Here is a 12,612-nt window from a genome sequence, read left to right as displayed (position 1 = left end):
GTCAGGCGCGCCGTTGCTCGAGCAGGCCGATGAACTCGTCGGCCATCTCGAGCTGGCGGACCAGACGGAGCCTGCGCTGCGAGGCGTCCTCCTGGACCTCGGCGAGCCGCAGCCGCGCGGCCGCGCGGACGTCGTCCGCGGCGGCCGGGTCGTCGAGCGCCTCGAGGTCGGACATCACGGCCTTCATCTCCTCGATGCTGAAACCGAGCGGCTTCATCCGGCGGATCACCAGGATCTTGTCGACGTCGGCCTCGGTGTAGAGCCGGAACCCGCCGTCGGTGCGCCCCGAGGGACGCAGCAGGCCGACCTCCTCCCAGTGGCGCAGGCTGCGCAGGGACAGCTCGGTGCGGGTCGCCACCTCGCCGATGTGCATGACTGGGCTCGTTCCGTCGATCGACCCACCCACGTGACCTGCTCCTGTCCTCACGATTCGAACCCTACCCTCACGTGAGGGTAGTTTTGCGCCTCGTGCCCGTCTCCCCCGCATCCTCCACGACCGTGCCCACCACCGACGCCTCGGTCCGTACGACGCTGCGCTCGCCGCGGCTGCTGCGCACCGAGGTGCTGGCCGGGCTGGTCGTCGCGCTGGCGCTGATCCCCGAGGCGATCTCGTTCTCGATCATCGCCGGTGTCGACCCGCGCATCGGGCTCTTCGCCTCGTTCACGATGGCGGTCTCGATCGCCTTCCTCGGTGGCCGGCCGGCGATGATCTCGGCCGCCACGGGCGCGATCGCACTGGTCATCGCCCCGGTGGTGCGCGACCACGGCTACGACTACCTGGTCGCCACCGTGCTGCTCGGCGGCGTCATCCAGGTGGCCCTCGGCCTCGCCGGCGTGGCCCGGCTGATGCGCTTCATCCCGCGCCAGGTGATGGTCGGCTTCGTCAACGCACTGGCGATCCTGATCTTCCTGGCCCAGGTGCCTCACATGGTCGACGTGCCGTGGGCGGTATACCCGATGATCGCCGTCGGCATCGCGGTCATCGTGGGGCTGCCGCGGATCACGAAGGTCGTCCCGGCGCCGCTGGTCGCCATCGTCGCGCTCACCGCCTTCACCCTGACGGCGGCTCTCGACGTGCCCACCGTCGGCGACCAGGGCGAGCTGCCCGACAGCCTGCCCACGTTGTTCTTCCCCGACGTCCCGTGGACCCTCGAGACGCTGAAGATCATCGCCCCCTACGCCGTCGCGATGGCTCTCGTCGGGCTGCTGGAGTCGCTGCTGACCGCCAAGCTGGTCGACGACATCACCGACACCCACTCCGACAAGACCCGCGAGGCGTGGGGCCAGGGCGGGGCGAACATCGTCACGGGCTTCTTCGGCGGCATGGGCGGTTGCGCGATGATCGGCCAGACGATGATCAACGTGAAGGCCTCCGGTGCCCGCACCCGGATCTCCACCTTCCTCGCCGGCTTCTTCCTCCTCGTCCTCGTCGTCGGCTTCGGCGACGTCGTCGCCCTCATCCCGATGGCCGCGCTCGTCGCCGTGATGGTCATGGTCTCGGTCGGCACCTTCGACTGGCACTCGGTCCGGCCCGCGACGCTGCGCCGGATGCCGAGGTCGGAGACGACCGTCATGGTCGCGACCGTCGTCGTCACCGTGGTCAGCCACAACCTGGCCATCGGCGTCGTGGTCGGCGTGCTGGTCGCGATGACGCTCTTCGCCCGCCGGGTCGCGCACCTCACCGAGACCCACCGCGAGCTGGTCACCGACCACGACGGCAGGACCTCCGCGGTCTACCGCGTCACCGGCGAGCTCTTCTTCGCCTCCTCCAACGACCTCTACACCCAGTTCGACTACGCCGACGACCCCGAGCACGTGGTCATCGACCTCTCCGACTCCCACGTCTGGGACGCCTCGACCGTGGCCTCCCTCGACGCCATCACCACGAAGTACGCCCGCAAGGGCAAGGCCGTGGCGATCGTCGGGCTCAACGCCTCGAGCGCCGAGCGGCACGGACGGCTCAGCGGGTCGCTTCCGTCCCACTGAGCCCGCACTGAGTTCGTGTCGCCGGGTGCGGGCTGACAAGATGTGCAGCGCCGCCCCAGTAGCTCAGTGGATAGAGCAGCCGCCTCCTAAGCGAAAGGTCGCAAGTTCGACTCTTGCCTGGGGCACCACCACGTGCGTACCCCTCCGGCGATCGTGTCGCCGAAGGCATATCCCCTGCTTGTGCCTTGACCCTCGTCCTGCACCGGCGCAGCGTTGACGGAGGTGGCGGCGCCGCCGGGACGCTGCCCGGGAGCAGAGAGGGACGCGTCATGTTCGTGCGCACCACCGAGGTCCAAGGAGACCCGAGCAAGATCGAAGACGGCATCGCCGTCGTACGCGACGAGGTCTTCCCTGCCGTGTCCGCGATGGACGGATGCGTCGGGATGTCCTTGCTCGCGAACCGCGAGTCCGGTCGCTGCATCGCGACCACGGCGTGGCAGTCGATGGAAGCGGCCCTCGCCACCGCGGACAGGGTGGTGTCCCTGCGAGACCGTGCGGAGCAGAGCCTGGGCACCAGCGGCAGCGAGGTGCACCAGTGGGAGGTGGCAGTGGTGCACCGTGACCACGCCGCGCCGGAGGGCGCCTGCGCACGGCTCACGTGGCTCAGTGGCGACCCCGGGACGGCGGACCGGGCGATCGACATCTACCGGATGGCGGTCCTGCCACGTCTGGAGGAGATGGAGGGCTTCTGCAGCGCCAGCTTCATGATCGACCGCGAGGCCGGACGGGTGGTGGGCACTGTCGTGTTCGACGACGAACGGTCCATGGAGGCCACCAGGGACGACGCCCGCGGCATCCGGGACAGGGTTGCCAGCGAGATGGGCGCCACGGTCGAGCGGGTGGACGAGATGGAGATGGTCTTCGCGCACCTCCACGTGCCCGAGATGGTGTGAGCCGACCCCCGACGTCGCCGCTCAGATCATCTCGAACCGGATCCCGGCCGCCTGCAGCCGCGCGAGCAGCGCGTCGCCCATCGCCTGGGCCGTGGTGACCTGCCCGGCGGTGTCGGGGTTGTCGTCGAGCGCCAGGCACAGTGCCGCCTCGGCGAGCATCTTCGCGGTCTCGGTGTAGCCGGGGTCGCCGCCGGAGACGCGCGTGTGGACCGTCCGGCCGCCCGCCTCGCCGACGAAGTCGACGGTGAACCACGACCGCGCGCGCTTGGTCTCGCTCGGACCGGAGCCCTGCGGGACCTTCGACTTCAGCAGGTCGCGCACCGGCCTGAGCTGGGCGGCGACGGTCAGGGCGCCCACGCCGAGCGCCCCGCCGGCGGCGTAGCGCAGGGTCTTGGTGCCCGCCCAGTGGGAGTAGCGGAAGTCGGGACCGTACGCCTCGAGCGCGGCGCCGCTGCGGGCGACGACCACCGGGTCGATGGTCGGCAGCGGGAGCAGCCAGTAGCCGAGCACCGGGTCGCGGTGGGGTGCACCGCCGACCGAGCGCGAGGAGCGTCCCTCGGGCCGCCCCTCGGCGCGCCGGCGGTCGGCGTGGGCCTTCTTCATCTGCTTGGCCCGCGCGAACTGGTCGAGCGCGGAGTGGAAGGTGCCGCCGGAGAACGTGCCGGCCGACCGGACGACGCCGCGCAGGGTGATCGGCTGGTCGGAGGGCAGCTGCTTGACGGTGTAGTAGGCGCCGATGTCGTGCGGGATCGAGTCGAAGCCGCAGGCGTGCACGAGCCTGGCGCCGGTGCGCACGGCGGTCTGGTGGTGCGCGAGCCAGGTGCGGTCGACGAACTCGGGCTCGCCGGTGAGGTCGAGGTAGTCGGTGCCGGCCTCCGCGCACGCGCCGACGAGGGCGTCGCCGTGCTGGAGGTAGGGACCGATCGTCGTGGCGACGACCCGCGCCTGGCGTACGACGTCGGCCAGCGCCGCGGGGTCGGTCGAGTCGGCGACGAGCACCTGCACGTGATCGCCCAGTCGACGGCGTACGGCCTCCAGCTTGTCGGAGTTGCGGCCGGCGATCGCCCAGCGCAGGCCCGCGGGAGCGTGGGCGGCGAGGTAGTCGGCGGTGAGGCCACCGGTGAAGCCGGTCGCGCCGAACAGCACGATGTCGAAGGGGCGGTCGTCGCTCATCGCGCCATCGTGCCACGGGGAACCAGCCTCTCCGCGCGGGCGTCCCACCGCCATGAACGTGCGCCGGGCCACCACCGCCATCACCGCCATCACCGCGCTCGGCGCCGCCGCCGCCGCGGGCTACGCGCTGGGTGACTCGCAGGGCGGGCCGCGGCCCGGCACGCCGCCGATCGCGCTCGCCAACGCCGACCTCGTCACCGCCGGGAGCTGCGAGGAGCTGCTCGACTCCTACGTCGAGCGCGGGCTCGACCTGGTCGGGCCCTACGGCTGGGACGGCGGGATGATCATGTACGACGCCCAGGCCGGCGCCGCCGACTCCGCCACGTCGGGCTCGGAGCGGGCGTGGACGGGCGTGTCCACCTCGCGCTCGGTCAGCAACGAGTCGGGCACCAACGTCCAGGAGCTCGGCGTCGACGAGTCCGACGTCGTCAAGGTCGCCGGGCCGCTGCTGCTGCGGCTGCGCGACGGCGAGCTGCTCGCCTACGACGTCTCGGGCGCCGAGCCGTCGCTGCTGTCGTCGACCCGCCTCGACGACGCCCGCGGCAACGGCTGGCCGGGCGACCCCGGCGGGGAGATGGTCCTCGTCGACGGCCGCGCCGTGGTGGTCGGCACCTCCGACGACGGCCTCGCCTCGACGATCACGACGGTCGACCTCTCCGACCCGACCTCGCCGACGGTCGTCGACACCACGACGGTCAGCGGCCGCGCCTCGGCGGTGCGGGTGCACGACGACGTGGTGCGCGTGGTCGTCCAGAGCGGGCTGCCGGAGCTCGACTTCTCCACCCCGGAGGGCACGTTCGGCCAGGTGCGCGCCCGGCTGCGCAACCGGTCGCTGGTGCGCGACACGACCCTCGCCGACTGGCTGCCGACCGTCGACGGCGAGCCCGTCGTCGACTGCGCCGACGTCGCGATCCCCGACGACGACCGCATCGGGCTCGGCACCACCACCGTGCTGGCCTTCGACCCGGCCGCACCGACCACGCGCACCTCGACGGCCGTCGCGACGGACTCCGACACCTCCTACTTCTCCGCAGACCGCTTCTACCTCGCCGCCGGCGGGCCGCGCTGGGGCGGCTGGGGCGACTGCCTCGACTGCCGCGTCGGGCCCGTCCCCACGCTCGACACCGGCACCACGCCGATCTTCGCCTTCGCGCTCGACGGCGCCGGGACGACGTACGTCGCCTCCGGCGAGGTGGAGGGCACCATCGCCGACCGCTGGTCGATGGACGCCGTCGGCGGCTCGCTGCGGGTCGCGGTCGGCCCCAGCACCGAGACCGGCAACTTCAACTCCGTGGTCACGCTGCGCGAGGACGGCGCCGACCTGGTCGAGGAGGGCCGCGTCGACGACCTCGGCGTGGACGAGCAGATCAAGTCGGTGCGGTGGTTCGACGACCTCGCGATCGTGGTGACCTTCCGCCAGACCGACCCGCTCTACGCCGTCGACCTGTCCGACCCGTCCGCGCCGCGGCTGATGGGCCAGCTCAAGATCCCGGGCTTCTCCGAATACCTCCACCCCCTCGGCGAGCACCGTCTCATCGGCGTCGGCCAGGACGCCTCGGCGCGCGGCATCATGCGTGGCGCGCAGGCGGCCCTCTTCGACGTCACCGACCTCACCGCGCCCCGCCAGCTCGACGTCGTCCACTACCCGCGGCAGACCCAGGCCGGCGCCGGGCTCGACCCGCGACAGTTCACCTGGCTGCCCGAGCAGCGCGTCGCCCTCACGGTGGTCTCGCAGGGCTGGACCGGCACCACCGGCTGGGTCTCCGTGCTCTCCCTCGACGACGGCTCGATGACCAACCGGATGGTCGAGGTCGAGCACGGCAGCGACGTCGCCGACGTACGCCTCGTGCCGCTGGCCTCGGGCAAGGTGGCGCTCGTGACGGGCGAGGACGTCTCCTTCTTCTCCCTCTGACGCTTCCGCCGGACGTAGGCTCGGAGGATGTGCCGCAACATCCGCCCGCTGAACAACTTCGAGCCGCCCGCCACGCGTGACGAGGTCACGGCCGCCGCGCTGCAGTACGTCCGCAAGGTCGCGGGCACGACGAAGCCCTCGCAGGCCAACGAGGAGGCGTTCTACGCCGCGGTGAAGGAGATCGCGCACATCACCGAGCACCTGCTCGACGACCTGGTGACGACCGCGCCGCCCAAGGACCGTGAGGTCGAGGCGGCCAAGGCCCGGGCCCGCGCGCAGGCGCGCTACGCGTGACGGTCGCGTCGCTCGAGGCTCTCGACCTCCTCGCGACCCGGCCTCTGGTCGTGCTGACCGGGGCCGGGCTCTCGACCGACTCCGGCATCCCCGACTACCGCGGGCCGGGCGCCCCGGCGCGGGCGCCGATGACCTACCAGGAGTTCGTCGCGACCCCCGAGGCGCAGCGCCGCTACTGGGCCCGCAGCCACGTGGGGTGGCAGCGGATGGGCCGCGCGGTGCCCAACGACGGCCACCGCGCGCTCGCCGCGCTCGACCCCGAGCTGCTGATCACCCAGAACGTCGACGGCCTGCACGAGGCGGCCGGCTCCCGACAGGTCGTCGCGCTGCACGGGCGCGTGGCCGACGTGGTCTGCCTGTCCTGTCGTGCGACGTCCTCGCGCGCCGACCTGCAGGACCGGCTCGACGAGCTCAACCCGGGTTGGCTCGAGCGGCACGGGGAGGCGCTGATGCGTCCCGACGGAGACGTCGACGTCGACGAGACCGCGGACTTCGTCGTGCCGCGGTGCCCGTGCGGCGGCCCGCTGAAGCCGCATGTCGTGTTCTTCGGGGAGAACGTCCCGGCCGAGCGCGTCGCCCGGTGCTACGCCGCCGTGGAGGCGCTCGGCACCGACGGCGCGCTGCTCGTGGCGGGCTCGTCGCTGACGGTGATGAGCGGGTTGCGGTTCGTCAAGCGGGCGGCTGCGGGAGGCACGCCGATCGTCATCGTGAACCGCGGGCTGACCCGGGGCGATGCGTTGGCGACGTACAAGCTCGAGGTGGGGTGCAGCGAGTTCCTGGGCGGGCTTGCCCGTCAATCCCTGACGTTGTCAGGGGTTGCAACGGCCGACAACGTCAGGGATCCCCGGCCGGCCGGGGATCGCTGACGAGCCGCCTCAGCGCCGCACGAAGATGTGCGCCGCGGCCTCGACCACCAGCTCGGCGCTCTCCCCGCCCGACCCGATGAGGATGCCCTCCTCGGTGCGCGCGATGGTCACGGTCTTGCCCGGGAGCGCGCCGACGCGGCGCAGCAGCCCCATCAGCTCCTCGTCCTTCTGCATCTCCTCGGAGATGCGCTTGACGTGGACGCGCTGGTCGTCGGCGACGGCAGCGTCGGACAGCGGCTCGACGTTGTCCATGAAGTGCTCACCGGACACGTCGCCGAGCTCGTCGAGGCCGGGGATCGGGTTGCCGTAGGGCGACTCGGTGGGGTGGTCGAGCAGCTCGAGCAGCCGGCGCTCGACGGTCTCCGACATCACGTGCTCCCAGCGGCACGCCTCGGCGTGCACGAGCTCCCAGTCGAGGCCGATGACGTCGGTGAGCAGCCGCTCCGCGAGGCGGTGCTTGCGCATCACGCGGGTCGCGAGGAGCCGGCCCTCCTCGGTCAGCTCGAGGTGCCGGTCGCCCTGCACCGTCAGCAGGCCGTCGCGCTCCATGCGCGCCACCGTCTGCGACACCGTCGGCCCCGACTGGTGCAGGCGCTCGGCGATGCGCGCGCAGCGGGACGATGCCCTCCTCCACGAGCTCGTAGATCGTGCGGAGGTACATCTCGGTGGTGTCGATGAGGTCACTCACGAGGCTCATTCTGTCCCATCCTGCAACTGCCGCCGACCGCGCGACCCATGGCACAGTGAGGCCGGTGAGCGAACTCATCGTGCCGCGGCGCTTCTGCGGTCCTCCGGACTCCGGCAACGGCGGCTGGACCGCCGGCGCGCTCGCCGGGATGGACGACGCCGACTCCCCCGCCGACCGCTGCGACAGCTGGCCCGCCATCGAGGTCTCGCTGCGCCGGCCGCCGCCGCTCGACACCCCGCTGCCGCTCACCGCCGCCGACGGCACCACGACCGCGTCGATCGACGGTGCTCCGGTCGCCACCGCGCACCGCGTCGAGCGCGAGCTCGCCGAGGTGGAGCCGGTGGCCCCCGAGCTCGCCGCGGCCGCCGAGTCGAGCTATCCCGGCCTGCGGTTCCATCCCTTCCCCACCTGCTTCGCGTGCGGCACGGCGCGCGAGCCGGGCGACGGCCTGCGGATCTTCCCCGGCCGCGTCGACGGCGGGCCCCACGGCGAGCGCGTCGCGGCGACGTGGACGCCGCACCCGAGCCTGCACGAGGACTGGCACACGTACGCCGACGAGCTGGCGCGCGCGTCGCTGGCCTCGACCTGGGCGGCACTGGACTGCATCGGGGGCTGGGCCGGCGACCTCACCGAGCGGCTGATGGTGCTCGGGCGGATGACCGCTCGGGTCGACGACCTGCCCGTGATCGGCGAGCCGCACGTCGTGGTCGGCGAGGGCCGCGGCCAGGACGGACGCAAGACCTTCACCGCGGCGACCCTCTACGACTCCGACGGCCGGGTGGTCGCCACGGCCGAGCACACGTGGATCGCGGTGGACCCGGAGCTGTTCGGCGGTCAGACGCCGGCTTGACCGCGACTCCCCCTCCCTTGAGAAGATGGTGCGCATGGCTGCTTTGAACGATCCAATCCCCGCCGGTCGCGACGACTGGTGGCGTCACGCCGTCGTCTACCAGGTCTACGTCCGCAGCTTCGCCGACAGTGACGGCGACGGCGTCGGAGACCTGCCGGGCATCACCTCGCGCCTGCCGCACCTGGCCGGGCTCGGTGTCGACGCGCTCTGGATCACGCCGTTCTACACCTCGCCGCAGCACGACCACGGCTACGACGTCGCCGACTACCGCGACGTCGACCCGTTGTTCGGCCAGCTCTCCGACGCCGACGACCTCGTCGCCCGCGCCCACGAGCTCGGCCTGCGGGTCGTGGTCGACCTCGTGCCCAACCACACCTCCGACGAGCACGAGTGGTTCAAGGCCGCGCTCGCCGCCGGCCCCGGCAGCCCCGAGCGCGCGCGCTACCTCTTCCGCGACAGCGAGGACGGCAACCCGCCCAACAACTGGGAGTCCGTCTTCGGTGGCCCGGCCTGGACCCAGGTCGAGGACGGCCAGTGGTACCTCCACCTCTTCGACTCCACCCAGCCCGACCTCGACTGGCGCAACCCCGAGGTGCCCGCGATGTTCGAGGACGTGCTGCGCTTCTGGCTCGACCGCGGCGTCGACGGCTTCCGCGTCGACGTGGCGCACGGGCTGTTCAAGGAGGCCAGCCTGCGCGACCAGGTCGTCGAGGAGGGCAAGCGCGCCTCGTCGGGCCAGGTCAACACCGACCACTCGATGGTCTCGCTCGACCTCAAGGACGAGCCGATGTGGGACCAGCCCGAGGTCCACGACGTCTACCGCGCCTGGCACCGTGTCCTCGACGAGGCCGGACCCGACAAGATGGCCGTGGCCGAGGCCTGGACCCAGACGGCCGAGTCGATGGCCGCCTTCGTGCGTCCCGACGAGCTCGACCAGGCGTTCAACTTCGCCTGGCTGCTCGCCGACTGGTCCGCCGAGGCGTTCGCCCGCGTCATCACCGACACCCTCGCGGCCGTCGAGCCGGTCGGCGCCTCGCCGACGTGGGTGCTCAGCAACCACGACGTCGTACGCCACGTCACCCGCTACGGCGGCGGTGAGCAGGGCCTGGCCCGCGCCCGCGCGGCCACGCTGACGATGCTCGCGCTCCCCGGCTCCAGCTACATCTACCAGGGCGAGGAGCTCGGTCTCGAGCAGGTCGACGTCGCGCCCGAGGACCGTCAGGACCCGGCCTACCTCCGCACCGGCGAGGCCGGTCGCGACGGCTGCCGGGTGCCGATCCCGTGGTCCGGCGCGCAGGCGCCGTACGGCTTCGGCCCGGGCACGACCCAGCCGTGGATCCCGCAGCCCGCCGAGTGGGCGACGCTCACCGTCGAGGCCCAGTCCGCCGACCCGTCGTCGACGCTGTCGTTCTACCGCGACGCGCTGCGACTTCGCCGCGACTTCGCGTGGAGCGCTGGCGAGGACGTCGAGCTGCTCGACCTCGGCGCCGACGTGCTGGCCTTCCGCCGCGGCCCGCTGACCGCGGTGCTCAACTGCGGCGACGCCCCCGTCGCGCTGCCCGAGGGCGAGGTGCTGTTGGCCAGCGGCCCGGTCGACGGCAAGCTCCCCAGCGACACGGCGGTCTGGCTGCGCTGACGCGCACCCCTTCCCAGGCAGATTCTCGGGGTAGTTAGGGAAGTTCTGGTAGGCGATCAGGCCGGATCCCGACCAGTTCGTCCCTAACTACGCCGACCCAGCAAGCCCTCAGTCGTCGGACAGCGCCCGGTTGTACGCCGCCAGCTGGCCCGCGAAGTGCGACAGCTCCGCGTCGCTCCAGTCGGCGAGCCGTTGGTCGAACCGGTCGCGCCGGCTGGCGCTCACCTCGTCGAGGCGCCGGCGGCCCTCGTCGGTCGCGTCGAGCAGGATCGCGCGACGGTCCTCGGGGTCGGGCTTGCGCTCGACCAGCCCGAGGTCGACCAGCGCCTGGACCTGCCGGCTGACGCCGCCCTTGTCCATCCCGAACGCACCGGAGAGGTCCGCGCCCCGCAGCGGGCCGTGCACGGCCAGGTGGGACAGGATGAAGTAGGTCATCGGGTGCAGCTCGGGGTGCACCTCGAGGGCGCGCTCGGCCATCACCCGCTTGACCCGGCGGATCAGGCTGCCGACCTCGGTCTCGATCCGGCGCAGGTCGTCGTTGCGGGTGCTCACCGTCGTGCTCACACGCCCGCGGTGGCGTCGCCCGCCAGCTCGTCGTCGCGCTTCACCGAGGTGCGCAGCGGCACCTCCTTGATGAAGAGCACCGCGACGAGCGCGCCGATCGCGAAGGGCAGCGCGACCAGGAAGATGTGGCCGGTGGCGTCACCGAAGGCGCTCTCGAAGATCGCGCGGATCGGCGCGGGCATCTGCGAGACGTCGGGGATGCCGCCGGTCTGGTGCCCGACCGCCTCGGCGTACTCCGGGTGGGTCCGCAGCAGCGCGGTGAGGCCCGACTTCACCGCGTCGGCGACCTGGTGGGCCAGCACGGCGCCGAGGGCGGCGATGCCGACCGAGCCACCGAGCGAGCGGAAGAAGGCGACGACCGACGAGCCGGCGCCCATGTCGGACAGGGCGATGGTGTTCTGCACCGCGAGCACCAGGTTCTGCATGGTGGCACCGAGGCCGAGGCCCAGGACGGCCATGAAGAGGCCGGTGCGCCACAGCGGGGTGGACGCGTCGATCGTGGAGAGCAGCGCGATGCCCGCGATGACGGCGACCATGCCGCCGACCAGCCAGCGCTTCCAGAGGCCGGTGGCGGTGATGATGCGACCGCTGATGATGCTGGAGACGAGCAGTCCGCCGACCATGCAGATCGACATCAGGCCGGCCTCGGTGGGGCTCATGTCCTTGGCGCGCTGGAAGTAGAGGCTGAGGTAGACCGTCGAGCCGAACATCGCGACGCCGATCAGGACCGACGCGACGGTGGCGAGGGTCAGCGTGCGGTCCTTGAAGAGGCGCAGCGGGATCACCGGGTCGGTGGCGACGTTGGCCTCGACGTGGATGGCCGCAGCGATGACGGCGATGGAGCCGACGACGAGCGCGGCGCTGGTCCAGGAGATCCACTCGAAGTTCTGGCCGCCGAGCGAGACCCAGATCAGCAGGATCGAGACGCCGCCGACGAGCAGGAAGGCGCCGAGGTAGTCGATGGAGACGTCGCGCTTGACCACCGGGAGGCGCAGCGTCTTCTGGAGCACGACGAAGGCGAGCGCCGCGACGGGCAGCCCGGCGAAGAAGCACCAGCGCCAGCCGACGGTGTCCACGAGGACGCCACCGACGAGGGGGCCGCTGACGGTGGCGAGGGCGAAGACCGCGCCGATGTAGCCGCTGTAGCGACCGCGCTCGCGCGGGGAGACCATCGTGGCGATGACGACCTGCACCAGGGCCGTCAGGCCGCCGACGCCGAGGCCCTGCACGACGCGGGCACCGATCAGCACCTCCATCGACGGCGCGAAGCCGGCGATCAGGGAGCCCACGGAGAAGATCACCAGGGCCGACTGCACGAGCAGCTTCTTGTCGAAGAGGTCGGCGAACTTGCCCCAGATCGGCGTGGTCGCCGTCATCGCGAGCATGGTCGCGACCACGACCCAGGTGTAGCCGGTCTGGCTGCCCTCGAGGTCGTCGACGATGGTGGGCAGGGCGTTGCTGACGATGGTGCTCGACAGCATGGCGACGAACATCGCGAGGAGGAGGCCGCTGAGGGCCTCGAGCACCTCGCGGTGGGTCATCTGTCCGCTCTGCTCGGCCGGGACGGTGGGAGCCTGGGTCACTGCGTTCCTTCGGGTCGTGGTTGCGGTGCGCAATTGTTGTGCTCCACAACCATATGCCGTCGGACGGCTCCGCCCAACCCGGGACGTACGAGACGTGGACCACACCGCGGCACCCAAGACGCGAGGTTCCATATCGAAACTGGAGCCTCACCCCCGAAACTTCGGGG

The 12,612-nt window shown here is 71.8% G+C and carries 11 protein-coding genes, 1 tRNA gene and 1 pseudogene; 8 read left to right on the top strand and 5 right to left on the bottom strand.

What is annotated here, in order from left to right:
* Position 1: 1 nt before the first annotated feature.
* A complete protein-coding gene (locus ASG76_RS01095) occupies positions 2–373 on the bottom strand; it encodes a MerR family transcriptional regulator (RefSeq protein WP_056598759.1) in 372 nt (123 codons plus the stop codon).
* 125 nt (positions 374–498) lie between these two features.
* Here ASG76_RS01095 and ASG76_RS01090 point away from each other — a divergent pair, with 125 nt between their 5' ends.
* The 3 genes from ASG76_RS01090 (at position 499) to ASG76_RS01080 (ending at position 2,879) form a co-directional block, all read left to right on the top strand.
* Positions 499–1,986: a SulP family inorganic anion transporter gene (locus ASG76_RS01090; protein ID WP_200948023.1), complete on the top strand. Its 1,488-nt coding sequence runs from the start codon at positions 499–501 to the stop codon at positions 1,984–1,986.
* A gap of 52 nt (positions 1,987–2,038) precedes the next feature.
* Positions 2,039–2,114, top strand: a tRNA-Arg gene (locus tag ASG76_RS01085).
* A 141-nt stretch (positions 2,115–2,255) separates the two neighbouring features.
* Entirely contained in the window at positions 2,256–2,879 is a 624-nt protein-coding gene (locus ASG76_RS01080; RefSeq protein WP_056598756.1) for a hypothetical protein, read from the top strand.
* 21 nt (positions 2,880–2,900) lie between these two features.
* On the opposite strand, the gene ASG76_RS01075 is transcribed toward ASG76_RS01080, so the two are convergent.
* Complete coding sequence (locus ASG76_RS01075) at positions 2,901–4,052, bottom strand: saccharopine dehydrogenase family protein (protein ID WP_056598753.1); 1,152 nt, start codon at positions 4,050–4,052, stop codon at positions 2,901–2,903.
* Between the two features lie 52 nt (positions 4,053–4,104).
* Between ASG76_RS01075 and ASG76_RS01070 the strand changes: the two genes are divergently transcribed.
* From ASG76_RS01070 to ASG76_RS01060, 3 genes are read left to right on the top strand one after another with little or no spacing between them, the layout of a single operon-like run.
* Positions 4,105–5,964, top strand: coding sequence for a beta-propeller domain-containing protein (locus ASG76_RS01070; protein WP_056598750.1), 1,860 nt, complete (start codon positions 4,105–4,107; stop codon positions 5,962–5,964).
* Between the two features lie 27 nt (positions 5,965–5,991).
* Positions 5,992–6,258, top strand: coding sequence for a DUF2277 domain-containing protein (locus ASG76_RS01065; protein WP_056598747.1), 267 nt, complete (start codon positions 5,992–5,994; stop codon positions 6,256–6,258).
* Positions 6,255–7,124: a Sir2 family NAD-dependent protein deacetylase gene (locus ASG76_RS01060; protein WP_056598744.1), complete on the top strand. Its 870-nt coding sequence runs from the start codon at positions 6,255–6,257 to the stop codon at positions 7,122–7,124. The genes ASG76_RS01065 and ASG76_RS01060 overlap by 4 nt, the downstream gene beginning before the upstream one ends.
* A gap of 9 nt (positions 7,125–7,133) precedes the next feature.
* On the opposite strand, the pseudogene ASG76_RS01055 reads toward ASG76_RS01060, so the two are convergent.
* A pseudogene (locus tag ASG76_RS01055) lies at positions 7,134–7,812 on the bottom strand (metal-dependent transcriptional regulator).
* A 64-nt stretch (positions 7,813–7,876) separates the two neighbouring features.
* Between ASG76_RS01055 and ASG76_RS01050 the strand changes: the two are divergent.
* Both ASG76_RS01050 and ASG76_RS01045 read left to right on the top strand, forming a co-directional pair.
* Positions 7,877–8,662 (top strand): hypothetical protein, encoded by a 786-nt coding sequence (locus ASG76_RS01050; protein WP_056598742.1) that lies wholly within the window; start codon positions 7,877–7,879, stop codon positions 8,660–8,662.
* A 34-nt stretch (positions 8,663–8,696) separates the two neighbouring features.
* Positions 8,697–10,298, top strand: a complete 1,602-nt coding sequence (locus tag ASG76_RS01045) for a glycoside hydrolase family 13 protein (RefSeq protein ID WP_082587190.1) — start codon at positions 8,697–8,699, stop codon at positions 10,296–10,298.
* A 108-nt stretch (positions 10,299–10,406) separates the two neighbouring features.
* Here the strand turns inward: ASG76_RS01045 and ASG76_RS01040 are convergent, their stop codons facing one another.
* A complete protein-coding gene (locus tag ASG76_RS01040) occupies positions 10,407–10,850 on the bottom strand; it encodes a MarR family winged helix-turn-helix transcriptional regulator (protein WP_235529361.1) in 444 nt (147 codons plus the stop codon).
* Between the two features lie 8 nt (positions 10,851–10,858).
* Positions 10,859–12,445: an MDR family MFS transporter gene (locus tag ASG76_RS01035; protein ID WP_321164067.1), complete on the bottom strand. Its 1,587-nt coding sequence runs from the start codon at positions 12,443–12,445 to the stop codon at positions 10,859–10,861.
* Between the last annotated feature and the right edge of the window lie 167 nt (positions 12,446–12,612).

The organism is Nocardioides sp. Soil774 (assembly GCF_001428125.1).
GTDB lineage: Bacteria > Actinomycetota > Actinomycetes > Propionibacteriales > Nocardioidaceae > Nocardioides.
This window is presented reverse-complemented; position numbering and strand designations above follow the sequence as displayed.

Coding starts and splice junctions, on each gene's coding strand:
- ASG76_RS01095 (WP_056598759.1), bottom strand. CDS start 373: ATGCACATCGGCGAGGTGGCGACCCGCACCGAGCTGTCCCTGCGCAGC.
- ASG76_RS01080 (WP_056598756.1), top strand. CDS start 2,256: ATGTTCGTGCGCACCACCGAGGTCCAAGGAGACCCGAGCAAGATCGAA.
- ASG76_RS01075 (WP_056598753.1), bottom strand. CDS start 4,052: ATGAGCGACGACCGCCCCTTCGACATCGTGCTGTTCGGCGCGACCGGC.
- ASG76_RS01070 (WP_056598750.1), top strand. CDS start 4,105: ATGAACGTGCGCCGGGCCACCACCGCCATCACCGCCATCACCGCGCTC.
- ASG76_RS01065 (WP_056598747.1), top strand. CDS start 5,992: ATGTGCCGCAACATCCGCCCGCTGAACAACTTCGAGCCGCCCGCCACG.
- ASG76_RS01045 (WP_082587190.1), top strand. CDS start 8,697: ATGGCTGCTTTGAACGATCCAATCCCCGCCGGTCGCGACGACTGGTGG.